General features: G+C 62.3%; 13 protein-coding genes, 1 rRNA gene and 2 pseudogenes. 4 read left to right on the forward strand and 12 right to left on the reverse strand.

The window, feature by feature from the left end; translation table 11 throughout:
* Nucleotides 1-229: 229 nt before the first annotated feature.
* The 9 genes from rpsA to mtnA all read right to left on the reverse strand — a co-directional run bounded on the left by rpsA (nucleotide 230) and on the right by mtnA (nucleotide 14,074).
* Nucleotides 230-1,912: a 30S ribosomal protein S1 gene (gene rpsA, locus PSOLE_RS22375; RefSeq protein WP_074861018.1), complete on the reverse strand. Its 1,683-nt coding sequence runs from the start codon at nucleotides 1,910-1,912 to the stop codon at nucleotides 230-232.
* Nucleotides 1,913-2,061: 149 nt separating this feature from the next.
* Nucleotides 2,062-2,727, reverse strand: coding sequence for a (d)CMP kinase (gene cmk / locus PSOLE_RS22380; protein ID WP_003459840.1), 666 nt, complete (start codon nucleotides 2,725-2,727; stop codon nucleotides 2,062-2,064).
* Nucleotides 2,724-4,964: a bifunctional prephenate dehydrogenase/3-phosphoshikimate 1-carboxyvinyltransferase gene (locus tag PSOLE_RS22385; protein ID WP_074861015.1), complete on the reverse strand. Its 2,241-nt coding sequence runs from the start codon at nucleotides 4,962-4,964 to the stop codon at nucleotides 2,724-2,726. The genes cmk and PSOLE_RS22385 overlap by 4 nt, the downstream gene beginning before the upstream one ends.
* Nucleotides 4,961-6,070 (reverse strand): histidinol-phosphate transaminase, encoded by a 1,110-nt coding sequence (gene hisC, locus PSOLE_RS22390; RefSeq protein WP_074861012.1) that lies wholly within the window; start codon nucleotides 6,068-6,070, stop codon nucleotides 4,961-4,963. Before hisC ends, PSOLE_RS22385 begins: the two co-directional genes overlap by 4 nt.
* Before the next feature lie 264 nt (nucleotides 6,071-6,334).
* Nucleotides 6,335-6,709, reverse strand: coding sequence for an endonuclease domain-containing protein (locus PSOLE_RS22395; protein ID WP_074861009.1), 375 nt, complete (start codon nucleotides 6,707-6,709; stop codon nucleotides 6,335-6,337).
* A gap of 210 nt (nucleotides 6,710-6,919) precedes the next feature.
* Nucleotides 6,920-8,014 (reverse strand): prephenate dehydratase, encoded by a 1,095-nt coding sequence (gene pheA, locus PSOLE_RS22400; RefSeq protein ID WP_072424705.1) that lies wholly within the window; start codon nucleotides 8,012-8,014, stop codon nucleotides 6,920-6,922.
* A gap of 1 nt (nucleotide 8,015) precedes the next feature.
* Complete coding sequence (serC, locus tag PSOLE_RS22405) at nucleotides 8,016-9,101, reverse strand: 3-phosphoserine/phosphohydroxythreonine transaminase (RefSeq protein ID WP_074861006.1); 1,086 nt, start codon at nucleotides 9,099-9,101, stop codon at nucleotides 8,016-8,018.
* Between the two features lie 148 nt (nucleotides 9,102-9,249).
* On the reverse strand, nucleotides 9,250-12,018 hold the full coding sequence (gyrA, locus tag PSOLE_RS22410; RefSeq protein WP_074861003.1) for a DNA gyrase subunit A: 2,769 nt from the start codon (nucleotides 12,016-12,018) through the stop codon (nucleotides 9,250-9,252).
* Nucleotides 12,019-12,997: 979 nt separating this feature from the next.
* The gene (gene mtnA / locus PSOLE_RS22415; protein ID WP_074861002.1) at nucleotides 12,998-14,074 is read right to left on the reverse strand and encodes an S-methyl-5-thioribose-1-phosphate isomerase; all 1,077 of its coding nucleotides are present in this window, start codon (nucleotides 14,072-14,074) and stop codon (nucleotides 12,998-13,000) included.
* Nucleotides 14,075-14,231: 157 nt separating this feature from the next.
* On the opposite strand from mtnA, the gene PSOLE_RS22420 reads away from it, so the two are divergent.
* From PSOLE_RS22420 to PSOLE_RS22435, 4 genes are all read left to right on the forward strand, one after another.
* Nucleotides 14,232-15,551: a TRZ/ATZ family hydrolase gene (locus PSOLE_RS22420; protein ID WP_074860999.1), complete on the forward strand. Its 1,320-nt coding sequence runs from the start codon at nucleotides 14,232-14,234 to the stop codon at nucleotides 15,549-15,551.
* A 290-nt stretch (nucleotides 15,552-15,841) separates the two neighbouring features.
* On the forward strand, nucleotides 15,842-16,540 hold the full coding sequence (gene ubiG / locus PSOLE_RS22425) for a bifunctional 2-polyprenyl-6-hydroxyphenol methylase/3-demethylubiquinol 3-O-methyltransferase UbiG (protein WP_074860996.1): 699 nt from the start codon (nucleotides 15,842-15,844) through the stop codon (nucleotides 16,538-16,540).
* Nucleotides 16,541-16,545: 5 nt separating this feature from the next.
* A complete protein-coding gene (gene mupP / locus PSOLE_RS22430) occupies nucleotides 16,546-17,217 on the forward strand; it encodes an N-acetylmuramic acid 6-phosphate phosphatase MupP (RefSeq protein WP_074860993.1) in 672 nt (223 codons plus the stop codon).
* Nucleotides 17,218-17,292: 75 nt separating this feature from the next.
* Complete coding sequence (locus PSOLE_RS22435; protein WP_045733046.1) at nucleotides 17,293-18,033, forward strand: YciK family oxidoreductase; 741 nt, start codon at nucleotides 17,293-17,295, stop codon at nucleotides 18,031-18,033.
* A 121-nt stretch (nucleotides 18,034-18,154) separates the two neighbouring features.
* Here the strand turns inward: PSOLE_RS22435 and PSOLE_RS25245 are convergent.
* The 3 genes and pseudogenes from PSOLE_RS25245 to rrf all read right to left on the reverse strand — a co-directional run.
* Nucleotides 18,155-18,292: pseudogene (locus PSOLE_RS25245) on the reverse strand (IS66 family transposase); the annotation flags it as partial.
* Nucleotides 18,292-18,567: pseudogene (locus tag PSOLE_RS22445) on the reverse strand (paraquat-inducible protein A); the annotation flags it as partial. The pseudogenes PSOLE_RS22445 and PSOLE_RS25245, both read right to left, overlap by 1 nt.
* Nucleotides 18,568-18,805: 238 nt before the next feature.
* Nucleotides 18,806-18,920, reverse strand: a 5S ribosomal RNA gene (gene rrf / locus PSOLE_RS22450).

The raw sequence follows: 18,920 nt of genomic DNA on the forward strand, positions 1-18,920 counted from the left end.
GCCAGCATTTTGCCTCGGGCTTCCTTCAGATTCGCAGTCGCCCGCGACACCCTTGCCTCTGGCTAACACTTCCCCTTGCCGGGTGTGTAGAGGACTTTCACCTCCAAGTCGTCCAGTCCACCACCACAGTGAACCGAACAGCGCCAGTCACGGCGCTACGCGCCATGCCTGGCGCACAACGAAAAAGGCGACCCGAGGGTCGCCCTTTTCCTGAATGGATTAACCGAACTTAGTTCTGTTTTTCCATTTGAGCACGCAGCAGGTCACCGATGGTGGTCGGGCCGGTGCTTTCAACGTCTTGCTTGTTACGCAGTTCCTTCATCGCGTCTTTCTCGTCTTCAACGTCTTTCGACTTGACGGACAGGCTGATGACGCGGGACTTGCGGTCGACGCTGATGATCTTGGCTTCTACTTCGTCGCCTTCTTTCAGGACGTTGCGCGCGTCTTCAACGCGGTCACGGCTGATTTCGGAGGCTTTCAGGGTAGCTTCGATCTCGTTGCCCAGGTCGATGATGGCGCCCTTGGCGTCTACTTCTTTCACAACGCCACGGACGATGGTGCCCTTGTCGTTGATGGAGACGTAGTTGCTGAACGGATCGTCTTCCAGTTGCTTGATGCCCAGGGAGATGCGCTCGCGCTCCGGGTCAACCGACAGGATGACGGTTTCCAGCTCGTCGCCCTTCTTGAAGCGACGCACGGCTTCTTCGCCAGCTTCGTTCCAGGAGATGTCGGACAGGTGAACCAGGCCGTCGATGCCGCCGTCCAGACCAATGAAGATACCGAAATCGGTGATCGACTTGATGGTGCCGGAGATCTTGTCACCCTTGTTGAACTGGCCGGAGAAGTCTTCCCACGGGTTGGTCTTGCACTGCTTGATACCCAGGGAGATACGACGACGCTCTTCGTCGATGTCCAGAACCATGACTTCCACTTCGTCGCCGACGTTAACGACTTTCGACGGGTGGATGTTCTTGTTGGTCCAGTCCATTTCGGAAACGTGTACCAGGCCTTCCACGCCCTCTTCCAGCTCGGCGAAGCAGCCGTAGTCGGTGAGGTTGGTGACGCGCGCCATGACGCGGGTGTTTTCCGGGTAACGAGCCTTGATGGCAACCCATGGGTCTTCGCCCAGTTGCTTCAGGCCCAGGGATACGCGGTTACGCTCGCGATCATACTTCAGAACCTTGACGTCGATCTCGTCGCCAACGTTGACGATCTCGGACGGGTGCTTGATGCGCTTCCAAGCCATGTCGGTGATGTGCAGCAGGCCATCTACGCCGCCCAGGTCAACGAACGCACCGTAGTCGGTGAGGTTCTTGACGATACCTTTGACTTGCTGGCCTTCCTGCAGGGATTCCAGCAGAGCTTCGCGCTCGGCGCTGTTCTCGGCTTCCAGGACGCTGCGACGGGAAACGACAACGTTGTTGCGCTTCTGGTCCAGTTTGATGACCTTGAATTCCAGCTCTTTGCCTTCCAGGTGAGTGGTATCACGCACCGGACGGACGTCAACCAGGGAACCCGGCAGGAACGCGCGGATGCCGTTGACGTCAACGGTGAAGCCGCCTTTGACCTTACCGTTGATAACGCCCTTGACCACTTCTTCAGCGTTGAACGCAGCTTCCAGAACCAGCCAGGACTCAGCGCGCTTGGCTTTCTCGCGGGACAGCTTGGTTTCACCGAAGCCATCTTCAACCGCGTCCAGCGCGACGTGGACTTCGTCACCGACCTTGATGGTCAGCTCGCCTTGTTCGTTGAAGAACTGGTCGAGCGGGATGACGCCCTCGGACTTCAGACCGGCGTGAACGGTAACCCAGTCACCGTCGATGTCGACCACGATACCGGTGATGATGGCGCCCGGCTGCATGTCGAGGGATTTCAGGCTTTCTTCAAATAGTTCTGCAAAGCTTTCGCTCATGTTGATTCCTGTTGATCAAGGGCGGGGATTCGCCCAAACCACATTCCAGACCATGTGGGTTCGTTCATGTAAAAAGAGGCCTACGGGACAAGGACTGGTCTCCCGCATGCCTCCTTGCGGACTGTTCGATTTAGAGCAACCGAACGTCCTTACCCGGCCAGATCGCGATCAGCGACCTCGCGCAGAATTCGTTCAAGCACCTGCTCGATGGAAAGCTCGGTGGAATCCAGCACGATTGCGTCGGCTGCCGGCTTGAGCGGCGCCACCGCGCGCTGGGTATCGCGCTCGTCGCGCGCCCGTATCTCGTCGAGAAGACTCGCAAGATTAACATCATCGCCCTTGCCCTTCAACTGCAAGTAGCGGCGACGCGCACGTTCCTCGGCGCTGGCCGTCAGGAAAATCTTCAGCGGCGCGTCGGCGAATACCACGGTGCCCATGTCGCGACCGTCTGCCACCAGGCCGGGCATTTCGCGAAACGCGCGCTGACGCTGCAGCAGCGCTTCGCGTACAGCCGGCAGCGAGGCGACCATGGAAGCGCCCGCCCCTATCTGCTCGTTACGGATGGCGTCGGTCACCTCCTCGCCTTCGAGGATGATGCGCTTATCGATGAACTGAACATCGAGATGCGCGGCCAACTGCTTGAGTGACTCTTCATTGGTCAGGTCGATGCCGTGGTTGCCAGCGGCGAAGGCCAGCAGGCGATAGAGCGCACCGGAGTCGAGCAGGTTCCAGCCCAGCTGCTTGGCCAGCAAGGCGCAAAGCGTGCCCTTGCCGGAGCCGCTCGGCCCGTCGACGGTGATTACCGGGGCATTCATGCCTTGCCCTCTACAGCCACGTTGATGCCGACTTCAGCCGACAAGGCCAGGAAGTTGGGGAAGGACGTGGCGACGTTGGCACAGTCATGAATGCGAATCGGCGCAGTGGCGCGCAGCGAGGCGACGCTGAAGGACATGGCAATACGGTGATCACCATGCGCCCAGACTTCGCCACCACCGATGCTACCGCCTTCGATGATGATGCCATCCGGAGTCGGCTCGGCCTTCACACCCAGCGCGATCAGGCCGTCAGCCATGACCTGAATGCGATCGGACTCTTTCACCCGCAGCTCCTCGGCGCCGCGCAACACGGTGCGACCTTCGGCACAGGCAGCGGCGACGAACAGCACCGGGAATTCATCGATGGCCAGCGGCACCAGGTCTTCCGGAATATCGATGCCTTTGAGCTTGGCCGCACGCACACGAATGTCCGCCACTGGCTCGCCGCCGACTACACGCTGGTTTTCCAGGGTGATGTCGCCACCCATCAGCTTGAGAATGTCTATCACACCGGTGCGGGTCGGGTTGATGCCTACGTGCTCCAGCACCAGCTCGGAGCCTTCGGCGATGCTGGCAGCGACCAGGAAGAACGCCGCCGAGGAAATATCTGCCGGCACTTCGATGCGCGTGGCAGTCAGCTTGTGGCCGGCCTCGACACTGACGGTACTGCCTTCGACGCTCACCGGGTAGCCGAAGCCGCGCAGCATGCGCTCGGTGTGGTCACGGGTCGGCGCCGGTTCGGTCACCGAGGTGCTACCAGCAGCGTACAAGCCAGCCAGCAGCAGGCAGGATTTAACCTGGGCACTGGCCATCGGCATGTTGTAGGCCATGCCGGTCAGGCGTTGACCACCTTTGATGGTCAACGGCGGACGGCCTTCCGGACCGGTTTCGATGACCGCACCCATCTCACGCAGCGGCTTGGCCACGCGATTCATCGGGCGTTTGGACAGCGAAGCATCACCGGTCAGCGTGGTGTCGAACGGCTGCGCGGCCAGCAAGCCGGAGAGCAGGCGCATGGAGGTGCCGGAGTTACCCATGTACAGCGGGCCGGCTGGCGCTTTCAGACCATGCAAACCGACACCATGGATGATCACGCGGCCGTGGTGCGGGCCTTCGATGACCACGCCCATGTCGCGGAATGCCTGCAGCGTGGCCAGGGCATCTTCGCCTTCGAGGAAGCCTTCGACCTCGGTGGTGCCTTCAGCCAGCGAACCCAGCATGATCGAGCGGTGCGAAATGGACTTGTCACCGGGGACGCGGATACGTCCAGCCAGCGAACTACCAGGTTTTGCCAGGAAAATCAGATCGGTCGAGTGCATAGCGTCCACATAGGCCCTGCGGGCCAGAATTTTGCTGAAATGTTCGCGGGCCACGCGGGCGCGGGTGAACACGCCCAGCAGTTGATGCCCATCCCCGGCGTCGACCGCATCGCGCAAGGCGTCGAGGTCGTCGCGAAACGTATCCAGTGTGCGCAGCACGGCCTCGCGGTTGGCGAGGAAGATATCGTGCCACATCACCGGGTCACTGCCAGCGATCCGCGTGAAGTCGCGGAAACCGCCAGCGGCATAGCGGAAAATTTCCAGGTTCTCGCTGCGCTTGGCCAGCGAGTCGACCAGGGTAAAGGCCAGCAGGTGCGGCAGATGGCTGGTGGCGGCGAGCACCTGGTCGTGATGTTCGACCTCCATCACCTCGACATCCGCCCCCAGCTCGCGCCACAGCCCTTCGACCAGCGCCAGAGCCGCCTCATCGCTGTGCTCGCAGGGCGTCAGGATGACCTTGTGGCGACGGAACAGCTCGGCGTTGGCCGCCTCCACCCCGCTCTGCTCGGAGCCCGCAATGGGATGGCCGGGCACCAGACGCACAGCCTTGCCGGAGAATGCCAGACGCGCCGCGCGCACGACATTGCCCTTGGCGCTACCGACGTCGGTCAGCACGGCATTGCCAAGATCCAGCGCAGCCAGTTGAGCCAGCAGCTTCTCCATGGCCAGGATAGGCACTGCCAACTGAATGACCTCGGCCCCCTGACAGGCGGCAGCCAGGTCGCTCTCGCAGCGGTCGACAACGCCCAACTGCACTGCCAGGCGACGCGATTCGGCATCCAGATCGACCCCCACCACTTCCCGGCACAGACCGCGCTCACGCAACCCCTTGGCGAAGGAGCCACCGATCAAGCCGAGGCCGACCACCACCAGGCGGCCGATCTTAGGCGCATTGGATTGCACTGCAGTGACAGTCACGCCGACAGTACCTTGGCCAAGGCCTCGAGGAAGCGTGCGTTCTCTTGCGGCAGGCCGATGGAGACACGCAGGAAATTCGGCATGCGGTAACCGGCCATCGGCCGCACGATCACCCCTTCACGTAGCAGCGCCTGGTTGATCGCAGCGGTGTCGCGACCAAAATCGACGGCGATGAAGTTGGCCTTGGAGGCAATCCAGCTCAGCCCGAGGGCACGCAAGCCCTCTTCCAGTTGCTGCATGCCGGCATCGTTGAGGCGACGGCTTTCAGCGAGGTAATCGGTATCGGTCAGCGCCGCACAGGCAGCAGCGAGGGCAAGGCTGTTGACGTTGAACGGCTGACGCACGCGATTGAGCACATCGGCAATAGCCGGCGAGCTGATGGCGTAACCGACGCGCAGCGAGGCCAAGCCATAGGCCTTGGAGAAGGTGCGCGAGACCAGCAGGTTCGGGTAGCGCGCCAGGTAATCCAGACCGTCCGGCAGCTCGTCGCCTTCGGCGTACTCGATATAGGCTTCGTCCAGCACCACCAGCACCGACTCCGGCACCTTGGCCAGGAAGGTTTCCAGCGCGTCCGGCCCGAACCAGGTGCCGGTCGGGTTGTTGGGGTTGGCGATGAAGACCACACGAGTATTGCTATCGATGGCGGCAAGCATGGCCTGCAGATCATGACCATAATCCTTGGCCGGCACGATCTTGCCCTGCGCGCCGACTGCCTGGGTGGCAATGGGGTAAACCGCGAAGGCGTAATCGCTGAACACGGCATTGAGACCGGGTGCCAGATAGGCACGGGCGACCAGCTCGAGGATGTCGTTGGAGCCATTGCCCAGGGTGACCTGAGCGGCGTCGACGCCGTAACGGGCAGCCAGTGCGGTCTTCAGGGTGAAGCCATTGCCATCCGGGTAGCGGGTCAGCTCGTCCAGTTCGGCGCGAATCGCTGCCAGCACCTTGTCGCTCGGGCCGAGCGGGTTCTCATTGCTGGCCAGCTTGACGATACCGGCCGGATCGAGGCCCAGCTCACGGGCCAGCTCATCGACTGGTTTGCCGGGTACGTAGGGGGACAGCTTTTGCACGCCTGGCTGGGCCAGGGCGATGAAATCACAGCTCATTTGCAAACCTCTTCAATCCAATTGCTCGCGGCACGCCCAGCCCTCACCCCTAGCCCCTCTCCCAAGGGGAGAGGGGAACCGTTCGGCGGCGGTAGCCATATCTTCATTCCGTCAGCTAGCCCGATACTTGAGCCCACCTAGATCCGGCACTTACCAACCACCCAGCGACAGAACAATACATCTCACAAGCATGCCCACAAATGCGAAGCGACCGCGATTCACTCCCCTCGCCCTCCGGGAGAGGGGCTGGGGGTGAGGGGGCTTTCAGAGCGTCAAAAGCGCAATCCGCTCGCTAGCCACCCGATAAATTTCCTGCAAAACAGCCTCGGTTTCCTTCAAGGCCTGATCATTCCAAAAGCGCAGCACCATGATGCCTTCACGCTCTAAATCCAACGTTCTTGCAGCGTCGTCTTCACCGCCGTGCTGCGAACCGTCCAACTCCACCGCCAATTTCGCCGCCTCACAGTAGAAGTCGAGGATATAAGGCGGCAACGGGTGCTGCCGGCGAAACTTCAAACCGCCCAACCGCCCCGAGCGCAGGCAATACCACAGGCGAACCTCGGCATCGGTTGCCGTAGTGCGCAATTCCCGCGCACGTTGCTTATGCCATGCGGGAAGCGGTCTGTGCTTGGGTGGCATCCTTGCCCTCTCTTTAAATTTTAAATTGTGATAACCCCTACCCTCACCCCCGGCCCCTCTCCCGAGGGAGAGGGGAGGTGTACGGTGAACGTTTGATCAATCACATGCAGTCAGTACGATCGTTAGCCTGGACATAGATTTCAGCCCCGCGCCGTTTTGCTTGTCTCCCCTCTCCCTCCGGGAGAGGGGCCGGGGGTGAGGGGCTTTACCTCAGAGCACCGCCTTCGGATATGAGCCCAGCACCTTCAGCGCCACGGCCTCCTGGGCAAGTTTTTCCAGCACATCCTTGATCAGCGGATCGCGGTGATGGCCAACGAAATCGATGAAGAACACGTAGGTCCACTTGCCGCTGCGCGACGGGCGGGTTTCGATGCGCGTCAGGTCGATGCCGTTGTTGTGGAACGGCACCAGCAATTCATGCAGCGCACCCGGCTTGTTGCGCATGGAAACGATGATTGAGGTCTTGTCGTCGCCCGTTGGCGGCACTTCCTGGCTGCCGATGATAAGGAAGCGCGTGGAGTTGTCCGGGCGATCCTCGATCTTCTCGGCCAGCTTGGTCAGGCCATACAGATTGGCTGCCATGTCGCCGGCGATAGCCGCGCTGTTCCACTCGCTCTTGACCCGCTTGGCCGCATCGGCGTTGCTGGAAACCGCCACGCGCTCGACGTTCGGGTAGTGCGCGTCCAGCCACTTGCGGCACTGCGCCAGCGACTGGGCATGGGAGTAGATGCGGGTGATCTTGTCGGTCTTGGTGGTCTCGCCGACCAGCAGGTGATGGTGGATGCGCAGCTCGACTTCGCCACAGATGACCATGTCGTGCTCGAGGAAGCTGTCGAGGGTGTGGTTGATCGCGCCTTCGGTGGAATTCTCCACCGGCACCACGCCGAAGTTGACCGCACCGGCAGCCACTTCGCGGAACACCTCGTCGATGGCCGCCATCGGCACGCTGATCACCGCATGACCGAAGTGCTTCATCGCCGCTGCCTGACTGAAGGTGCCTTCAGGGCCGAGATAAGCGACTTTCAACGGGTTTTCCAGCGCCAGGCAGGAGGACATGATTTCGCGGAACAACCGCGCCATTTCCTCATTGCCTAGCGGGCCTCGATTGCGCTCCATCACGCGTTTGAGCACCTGAGCTTCGCGCTCGGGGCGGTAGAAGACGGGCGACTCGCCCTCCTTCAACTCCTTCATTTTGACTCGCGCGACTTCTTCGGCGCAGCGCGCACGGTCGCTGATCAGCTCGAGGATGCGCTCATCGAGGTTGTCGATGCGTACTCGCAGCGCTTGCAGTTCCTGCTCGGACATGTCAGCCATGCTCCTTCTCGAACTCGGCCATGTAGGCCACCAGCGCCTCAACCGCATCCAGACCAACGGCGTTGTAGATGGAAGCACGCATGCCACCGACCGAGCGATGGCCTTTCAGGTTGAGCAGGCCGCGCTCGTCGGCACCGGCCAGGAAAGCCTTATCCAGCTTCTCGTCGGCCAGGCGGAACGGCACGTTCATCCAGGAACGGGCGTTATGGGCGATGGGGTTGCTGTAGAAATCGCTGTCGTCGATGGCCTTGTACAGCAGATCCTTCTTGGCGCGGTTGATGCGTTCCATGGCCTCGACGCCGCCCTGCTCCTTCAGCCACTGGAAGACCAGGCCGGACAGATACCAGGAATAGGTCGCCGGGGTGTTGTACATCGAACCGTTATCGGCGGAGATCTTGTAATCGAGCATGGTCGGGCAGCTGGAACGGGCGCGACCGAGCAGGTCTTCACGAACGATCACCACCACCAGGCCGCTCGGGCCGATGTTCTTCTGCGCACCGGCGTAGATCAGGCCGAACTGCGACACGTCGATGGGGCGCGAGAGGATGTCCGAGGACATGTCCACCACCAGCGGGGTATCGCCGGTCTGCGGCACCCAGTCGAACTGTAGACCGCCGATGGTCTCGTTGCTGCAGTAATGCACGTAGGCCGCGTTCTTCGACAGCTGCCAGTCGTTCTGACCGGGAATGGCGAAATAGTCGTGCGCCTTGGCACTGGCGGCGACATTGATGGCGCCGTAGCGGCGCGCCTCTTCGATGGCCTTCTTCGACCAGATGCCGGTGTCGACGTAGTCGGCCACGCCATCTTCCGGCAGCAGGTTCAACGGAATCTCGGCGAACTGCTGGCTGGCACCGCCCTGCAGGAACAACACCTTGTAGTCACTGGGTACAGCGAGCAGATCACGCAGGTCCTGCTCGGCCTGGCTGGCGATGGCCACGTACTCGTCACTGCGATGGCTCATCTCCATCACCGAGAGGCCCTTGCCTTGCCAGTCGAGCATCTCGGCCTGGGCACGTTGCAGTACAGCGGTCGGCAGCGCGGCCGGGCCGGCGCAGAAGTTAAAAGCTCGCTTGCTCACGTCTGTCTCTCTCAGATTCACAGAACGCCACCACCTGGCGATGGCATGTCCACACTGCCGATGGGTATCGCTGCGCTCAACCCACCCTACGCTCTGTGGGAGGCGCTTTAGCGGCGACAGTCGCGGCTAAAGCCCCTCCCACAGGCTCTCACTCCTCGCTGCCTTCCTCGGCGTCGGTGACCGGTGCATCGGCGCTTTCGGCGACTTCAGCGCCCTCTTCGCCTTCGACCAGTTCGTCCTCTTCCACCACAGTCGGCTCCTGCACACGCTCCAGGCCAACCAGGGTCTCGTCCTTGGCCAGCTTGATCAGGGTCACGCCCTGAGTGTTACGACCGGAGCTGGAGACTTCGTCGACACGGGTACGCACCAGGGTGCCCTGATCGGAAATCAGCATGATTTCCTCGCCGTCCTGCACCTGGATGGCGCCGACCAGCTTGCCGTTACGCTCGCTGGTGACCATGGCAATAACGCCCTGGCCGCCACGACCGCGACGCGGGAACTTGCCCAGAGCGGTGCGCTTGCCGAAGCCTCGTTCGGAGGCAGTGAGAATCTGCGCGCCGGGCTCCGGAATCAGCATGGAGATCAGTTGCTGATCCTTGCCCAGGCGCATACCGCGTACACCACGGGCGGTACGGCCCATGGTACGCACTTTGCTTTCGGCGAAGCGCAGCACCTTGCCGGCATCGGAGAACAGCATGACTTCCTTGGCACCGTCAGTGATGGCGGCGGCGATCAGGGTGTCGCCCTCTTCCAGCTTCAGGGCGATCAGACCGGCGCTGCGCGGACGACTGAACTGCACCAGCGGGGTTTTCTTAACGGTACCGAAGGCGGTGGCCATGAAGATGTAGGCGCCGGTCGGTTCGGCGACCAGTTCGGGGGTTTCGCCCTCGACTTCTTCGACTTCCTCGGCCTCGACCACTTCAGTGGCTTCGCCTTCGATCACCACGCCTTCGTCGTCAAGATCTTCGTCGGCACCGGCGCTCTGTTGCAGCGCTTCGAGGTCGATCTGCAGCATCGCAGTGATGCGCTCACCCTCGTCCAGCGGCAACAGGTTGACCAGCGGGCGACCACGGGCGGCACGCGAAGCCTCGGGAATCTCGAAGGTACGCAGCCAGTACACCTTGCCCTTGCTGGAGAACAGCAGCAGCGTGGCATGGCTGTTGGCAACCAGCAGGTGCTCGACGTAGTCCTCGTCCTTCACACCAGTGGCCGATTTGCCCTTGCCACCGCGACGCTGCGCCTCGTAGGCCGCCAGCGGCTGGCTCTTGGCGTAGCCGCCGTGGGAAATGGTGACGACGCGCTCTTCTTCGGTGATCAGGTCGGCGATGGTCAGATCCAGACGCGAGGCGACGATCTCGGTGCGACGAGCATCGCCGAACTCGGCCTTGACCTTCTCCAGCTCCTCGCGGATGACTTCCATCAAGCGCTCGGGACTGGTCAGGATGCGGATCAGCTCGCCGATCAGGCTGAGGATTTCCTGGTACTCGGCCAGCAGCTTCTCGTGCTCCAGGCCGGTCAGGCGGTGCAGGCGCAATTCGAGGATGGCCTGGGCCTGTTCCGGCGACAGGTAGTACTTGCCGTCACGCAGACCGAACTGTGCATCCAGACCTTCAGGACGGCAGGAGTCGGCACCGGCGCGCTCGACCATGGCCTCCACGGCAGATGATTCCCAGGCAGTGGCGATCAGGCGCTCCTTGGCCTCGGCCGGGGTCGGCGAGGCCTTGATCAGCTCGATCACCGGATCGATGTTGGACAGTGCGACAGCCTGACCTTCAAGGATGTGCCCGCGCTCACGCGCCTTGCGCAGCTCGTAGACGGTACGACGGGTCACCACTTCGCGGCGGTGACGGATGAACACCTCGAGCATGTCCTTGAGGTTCATGATCTTCGGCTGACCGTCGACCAGCGCCACGACGTTGATACCGAACACACTCTGCATCTGGGTCTGGGCGTACAGGTTGTTCAGCACCACGTCCGGCACTTCGCCACGACGCAGTTCGATCACCACGCGCATGCCGTCCTTGTCGGACTCGTCACGCAGCTCGGTGATGCCTTCGATCTTCTTCTCTTTGACCAGCTCGGCGATCTTCTCGATCAGACGCGCCTTGTTCAGCTGATACGGCAGCTCGGTGATCACCAGTTGCTGGCGGTTGCCGGCTTTGTCGATGTCCTCGACCTCGACGCGGGCACGCACATAGATGCGGCCACGCCCCGTGCGGTAGGCCTCGATGATGCCGGCACGGCCGTTGATGATGCCCGCCGTGGGGAAATCCGGGCCGGGAATGTACTGCATCAGGTCATCGACGGTCAGTTCGGCGTTGTCGATCAGCGCCAGGCAACCATCGATCACCTCGGACAGGTTATGCGGCGGAATATTGGTGGCCATGCCCACGGCGATACCGCTGGAACCATTGATCAGCAGGTTCGGTACCTTGGTCGGCATGACAGCCGGAATCTGCTCGGTGCCGTCGTAGTTGGGCACCCAATCGACGGTTTCCTTGTCCAGGTCGGCCAGCAACTCATGAGCCAGCTTGGTCATGCGCACTTCGGTGTATCGCATGGCCGCGGCGTTGTCGCCGTCAACCGAACCGAAGTTGCCCTGGCCGTCCACCAGCAGGTAGCGCAGGGAGAAGTCCTGCGCCATACGCACGATGGTGTCGTACACCGCGGTGTCGCCGTGCGGGTGGTATTTACCGATCACGTCACCGACCACACGGGCGGATTTCTTGTAGGGCTTGTTCCAGTCGTTGCCCAGCTCGCTCATGGCGTAAAGCACACGACGGTGTACCGGCTTCAAGCCATCGCGCGCATCCGGCAGCGCACGCCCGACGATCACGCTCATCGCGTAGTCGAGGTAGGACTGTTTCAGCTCGTCTTCGATATTGACCGGGAGGATTTCTTTGGCCAGTTCGCCCATGAGAAGCCTGGTTCCTTTTTTCTGGTGAAACTCCGCGTCATTCTTCCTGAACGCTACGGAGCTCGTCGCGATAGCCTGAAGCCATCAGCGACTCACGACAAATCAACGAGTTATGCCACGATTCGATGCAGTGAAGGAGGCTGCAGTCAGCCCCCTTGAAAACTGCCGGAGATTACCACAAAGCGCGCCACACACCTACCCCGGGCACCCTCATGGAGAAGCAGAGCAAACGAGACGGAAAGAGGCGAAACGACCAACCTGCTGGGGCTGTCGCACGACCAATGAAAGCAAAGACTTCGCCCCGGGGCGGGGCTCCTACGCCGAACCACCGAACACCGCAATCTGTGTAGGAGCCGCGCCCCGCGGCGAATCGCGGCCATTCCACGGCAGCCGCGCCGTAAGAAAGCCGCAAGAGCAAAAGCTTCGCCCCGGGACGGGGCTCCTACGCCGAACCACCGAACACCGCAATCTGTGTAGGAGCCGCGCCCCGCGGCGAATGGCGGCCATTCCACGGCAGCCGCGCCGTAAGAAAGCCGCAAGAGCAAAAGCTTCGCCCCGGGACGGGGCTCCTACGCCAAGCCATCGGGTACCGCAATCTGTGTAGGAGCCGCGCCCCGCGGCGAATGGCAGCCATTCCACGGCAGCCGCGCCGTAAGAAAGCCGCAAGAGCAAAAGCTTCGCCCCGGGACGGGGCTCCTACGCCAAGCCATCGGGTACCGCAATCTGTGTAGGAGCCGCGCCCCGCGGCGAATGGCAGCCATTCCACGGCAGCCGCGCCGTAAGAAAGCCGCAAGAGCAAAAGCTTCGCCCCGGGACGGGGCTCCTACGCCAAGCCATCGGGTACCGCAATCTGTGTAGGAGCCGCGCCCCGCGGCGAATGGCAGCCATTCCACGGCAGCTGCGCCGTAAGAAAGCCGCAAGAGCAAAAGCTTCGCCCCGGGGCGGGGCTCCTACAGGGAGTAAGCCGCGCTCGATCTGCTCAGTGCAGGCGCTTGCGACACATCAGCTGCGCCAGTTTGGCGCTGTCGGGACGCTCGATCACGCCTTTCTCGGTCACTATGTAGTCGACCAGATCAGCCGGCGTCACATCGAACACCGGATTGACGGCATGCACATCAGCCGCCACCCGATGCCCCGCCATCTCCAGCAGCTCACGACCATCGCGCTCTTCGAGCACGATGTCTTCGCCGCTTTCCAGGCTCATGTCGATGCTCGAGCTGGGCGCCACCACCATCAGGCGCACGCCGTGGTGCATGGCGTTGACCGCCAGCTGATAGGTGCCGATCTTGTTGGCCACGTCGCCATTGGCGGTGATGCGATCAGCGCCGACGATGACCCAGGTGATGCCCTTGGTCTTCATCAGGTGAGCCGCCGCTGCATCGGCATTGAGCGTGACCGGCACGCCGTCCCCCGCCAATTCCCAGGCCGTCAGTCGCGCTCCCTGCAGCCAGGGGCGGGTTTCATCGACATAGACCTGCTCGACCAAACCCTCCAGATACGCCGCGCGGATCACCCCGAGCGCCGTACCAAAGCCGCCGGTCGCCAGCGCACCGGCATTGCAGTGCGTCAGCAGCACTTGCGGATTGCCCTGATGCTTGCGAATCAGCTCCATGCCCAACTGCGCCATGGTCAGGTTGGCCTCACGGTCGCTGAGGTGAATCCCCACCGCCTCAGCCTCCAGTAGCGCCAGGATGTCGTCGCCATCCTTGAGTCTTGCCAGGCGTTCACGCATGCGCTGCAGAGCCCAGAACAGGTTTACCGCAGTCGGGCGCGAGCGCTCGAGATAGGCAAAATCGGCCTCCAACGCCTCACGCCAGTCACCACCGTCTTGTAGACGAGTACGGACACTCAGCACCAGCCCATAGGCAGCAGCAATGCCAATAGCCGGCGCTCCACGCACCACCATGTCGCGAATCGCATCGGCCACCTCGGCGGCAGAGTCGAAACGCAGCCAGGTCTGCTGATGCGGCAGCAGGCGCTGATCGAGCAGGTACAACGCACCATCGCGCCACTCGATTGCCTGAACCTTCTCCACCGCCAGCAATTGCTCGCGCATCGCGCACTCCATCTGTCACCGCCAAAAAATCGCGGATTATACGCAGACCAACTGGCACCAGCCGAACTATCCGGCACGCCCCACGACTTCAAGCTGCGTGCGTTCATCTATACACTGGAGACCTTCCCTGCATCGATCAAGCCAGACGGACGCCCTCATGCCCGAATCTCCTCTCGACCTGTTGCTGCTGCCCACCTGGCTGGTGCCCGTGGAACCAGCCGGGGTGGTGCTACGCGATCATGGCCTGGGAATCCGCGACGGGCAGATCGCACTGATCGCGCCACGTGCCGAGGCACTGCGCCACCCAGTAAAGGAGGTGCGCGAACTGCCTCAGTGCCTGCTCGCGCCGGGGCTGATCAACGCCCATGGCCACGCAGCAATGTCCCTGCTGCGCGGCATTGCCGACGACCTGCCACTGATGACCTGGCTGCACGAACATATCTGGCCCGCCGAGGGTAAGTGGGTCGATGAGGATTTCGTCCGCGATGGCACCGATCTGGCCATCGCCGAACAGATCAAGGGCGGCATCAGTTGCTTCTCCGATATGTACTTCTACCCGCAGACCGCCGCCGAACGCGTGCACAACGCCGGCATGCGCGCACAGATCACCGTTCCCGTGCTGGACTTCCCGGTACCCGGCGCACTCAATGCCGCCGAAGCCCTACGCACGGGCCTGCAACTGTTCGATGACCTCAAGCAGCACCCTCGCATCCGCATCGCTTTCGGCCCCCACGCGCCCTACACGGTCAGCGACGACAAGCTGGAACAGATTCGCGTACTGGCTGACGAGCTGGATGCCGGCATTCATATGCACGTGCACGAAACCGCCCAGGAAGTGGCCGAAGCCGTCGCCAAGCACGGCGAACGCCCGCTGGCCCGCTTGGCCCGCCTCGGCCTGCTCGGCCCGCGTTTCCAGGCGGTGCACATGACGCAGATCGATGACGAGGACCTGGCACTGCTGGTGGAGCACAACTGCAGCATCGTGCACTGCCCTGAATCCAACCTCAAACTGGCCAGCGGCTTCTGTCCGGTCGAGCGCCTATGGCAGGCTGGCGTCAACGTCGCCATCGGCACCGATGGCGCCGCCAGCAACAACGATCTCGACCTGCTCGGCGAAACCCGTACCGCCGCCCTGCTGGCCAAGGCCGTCGCCGGCTCCGCCACCGCCCTGAACGCTCACAGCGCCTTGCGCATGGCTACCTTGAATGGCGCGCGCACACTGGGACTGGAAACACAGACCGGCTCGCTGGAACTGGGCAAGCTGGCCGACGTGGTCGCCTTCGACCTTTCCGGCCTGGCTCAGCAACCGATCTACGACCCGGTATCGCAGCTGATCTACGCCAGCGGCCGCGACTGCGTGAAGCATTTGTGGGTTGGCGGCAAGCAACTGTTGGAAGACGGCCGCCTGACGCGCATGGACGAAAGCGAGCTGATCGCCAAGGCCAGGGAATGGGGAGCCAGAATTGCCAGCAAGTAACACTGCTTATCCTCCCCTCTCCCGCTTGCGGGAGAGGGGCTGGGGGAGAGGGCCAGGAAACACCGAGCTATTCGCCTGGCCCTCTCCCCAACCCTCTCCCATAAATGGGAGAGGGGGCAGACCGAGTATCAACGAAATAAATGAGCAGCGGATAAACCTTGGGCGCGACAACATTCCCAAACCACTGCGACAAACTGACATACATTGAACGAATCCGCGCCGCCCCACGCCCGTTCTTAAACTGGCAACATAGCGGCGATACGCTTTCCATGCTTTGAATAGAGATGCTTATGAGCAACGTCGACCGCGCCGAAATCGCCAAATTCGAGGCCCTGGCACACCGCTGGTGGGACCGCGAAAGCGAGTTCAAACCTCTGCACGATATCAACCCGCTGCGGGTCAACTGGATCGACGAGCGCGTCGGCCTGGCCGGCAAGCGCGTACTGGACGTCGGTTGTGGCGGCGGCATTCTCAGTGAAGCCATGGCCCAGCGCGGCGCAACGGTGATGGGCATCGATATGGGCGAAGCACCGCTGTCGGTCGCCCAGCTGCACCAGCTGGAGTCCGGCGTCGAAGTCGACTACCGGCAGATCACCGCCGAGGCACTGGCAGAAGAAATGCCGGAACAGTTCGACGTCGTCACCTGCCTGGAAATGCTCGAGCACGTGCCCGATCCCTCCTCGGTCATCCGCGCCTGCCACAAGCTGGTCAAACCGGGCGGCCAGGTGTTCTTCTCCACCATCAACCGCAACCCCAAGGCGTACCTGTTCGCGGTGATCGGCGCCGAATACATCCTGCGCCTGCTGCCGCGTGGCACCCACGACTTCAAGAAATTCATCCGTCCGTCCGAACTCGGCGCCTGGAGCCGCGCGGCCGGGCTGGAGGTCAAGGACATCATCGGCCTGACCTACAACCCGCTGACCAAGCACTACAAGCTGGAGGCGGACGTTGACGTCAACTACATGATCCAGACGCTGCGCAAGGAGTAGAACGCATGCGTTTGAAAGCAGTTCTTTTCGACATGGACGGCACCCTGCTCGACTCGGCGCCGGACTTCATCGCCATCACCCAGGCCATGCGCGCGGCCCGTGGCCTGCCGCCACTGGCAGACAAGGCCATTCGTGACCAGGTATCCGGCGGCGCTCGCGCCATGGTCGCCTGCGCTTTCGATGAAGACCCGGACTCAGCCGCCTTTGAAACCCTGCGCCAAGAGTTTCTGGAGCGTTACCAGCAACACTGCGCCGTCCTCACCCGCCCGTTCGACGGCATCGAAACTCTTCTCGATGACATCGAGCAGGCACGCCTGCTGTGGGGCGTCGCCACTAACAAGCCGGTGCGCTACGCCGAACCGATCATGCAGGGTCTGAACCTGGCCCAGCGCTCGGCAGTGCTGGTTTGCCCCGACCACGTCGAGAAGAGCAAACCGGCGCCGGACATGCTGCTGCTCGCCTGCCAGCAGATGGGGGTCAAACCCGAGGAAGTGCTGTTCATCGGCGACGACGCCCGTGACATCGAGTCAGGCCGAGCCGCTGGCTGCCGCACCGCAGCGGTGACCTATGGCTATATCCACCCCGAGGACAACCCGCGCAACTGGGGCGCCGATGTGGTCGTGGATCACCCCCAGGAACTGCGTGCGGTGCTCGATCGCGCCATTTGCAGTTGCTGATCGCGCAGGCCGCCATTCTCCAATTTGGCGGGTTTCACCCGCCCTACCCTCAAGAGTTCTCCGAAGGATCCTCACATGTTCGACTACACCGCCCGCCCAGACCTGCTCAAGGATCGCGTCATCCTGATCACCGGTGCCGGCCGCGGTATTGGCGCCGCCGCAGCCAAGAGCTTCGCCGCCCATGGCGCGACGGTGCTGCTGCTGGGCAAGACCGAGGCCAACCTGAGCCAGGTTTATGACGAGATCGAGGCGGCCGGCCACCCGCAACCGGTGGTGATCCCCTTCAACCTGGAAACCGCCCTGCCGCACCAGTACGACGAACTGGCGGTGATGATCGAGAACGAGTTCGGCCGCCTCGATGGCCTGCTGCACAATGCCTCGATCCTCGGCCCGCGCACGCCGCTGGAGCAGCTTTCCGGCGACAACTTCATGCGTGTCATGCACGTCAACGTCAACGCCATGTTCATGCTCAGCAGCACCCTGCTGCCGCTGCTGAAACTGTCGGAGGACGCCTCCGTCGCCTTCACCTCCAGCAGCGTCGGTCGCAAGGGCCGCGCCTACTGGGGCGCCTACGCGGTATCGAAATTCGCCACCGAGGGCCTGATGCAGGTCATGGCTGACGAGCTGGACGGCATCGCCAACGTGCGTGCCAACAGCATCAACCCGGGCGCGACTCGCACCGCCATGCGCGCCCAGGCCTATCCCGGGGAAAACCCGGCGACCCGCCCACTGCCGGAAGAGATCATGCCGCTCTACCTCTACCTGATGGGCCCGGACAGCAAGGGCATCAACGGCCAGGCGTTCGACGCCCAGTGATTACCGACCATGGCCCGCTGCCAGTCAGCGAGCCATGGCACGACAAAAATCCACCGCCGTCCTTGCCAAGCGGCAGCACATTGCCAGCATCGCCGTCAGACAACCGGCAACCCCTTGCCGATTCTTCGGCTTCGGCTTCGGCTTCGCTTGGCGCAGCGGCCGCTTCGATCAGCTCTTCGACCTCGTTGAACATGGCCAACTGCGGCGAGTCGGCATCTTCAGGGCTGCGCTCGGACTTGGGCGAGAACAGCTTGTGGCGACGGTGTCCTGCGAGGTCTGACCCAGCAGGTTGAGTTGCATGATCGGCAGGAAGTTGGCCGGGACATAGAGCAGCAGAGCCGTCAGCACCAGGGCCAGGCTACGCCGTACCACGTGATGACGGTGGCTGAACAACTCATAACCACAACGCGGGCACTCGGCACTCTCGCCATCCTGCAATACCGGCTTGCGCATCAACAGATCGCACTCATGACAGGCGACCAACTGCTCGATAGGCAGGGATGACAAGGAAGATTCGGGCGGCGAGTCAGACATGAAAGTCCCCAGCAGAATTCGCGCATTCTACCCGAGCGGCGCTTTTATTGGTGCGTGCCCCAAGCCTGTAGGATCGTGCTCTGCTCGCGAAGCGTCAGCGGATCCACCATAGGGTGCGCCGTGCGCACCACGGTCACCGCGTCATAGGCGGTGCGCGCAGCGCACCCTACGCGATGGCCTGTCCGCGCCAGAAAGAAGAAACCCCAGACCGCTAGGCGATCTGGGGTTTCGTATAGGAGCTTGACGATGACCTACTCTCACATGGTGAAGCACCACACTACCATCGGCGATGCGTCGTTTCACTACTGAGTTCGGGATGGGATCAGGTGGTTCCAACGCTCTATGGTCGTCAA

Source organism: Pseudomonas oleovorans subsp. oleovorans, from assembly GCF_002197815.1.
GTDB classification, from domain to species: domain Bacteria; phylum Pseudomonadota; class Gammaproteobacteria; order Pseudomonadales; family Pseudomonadaceae; genus Aquipseudomonas; species Aquipseudomonas oleovorans.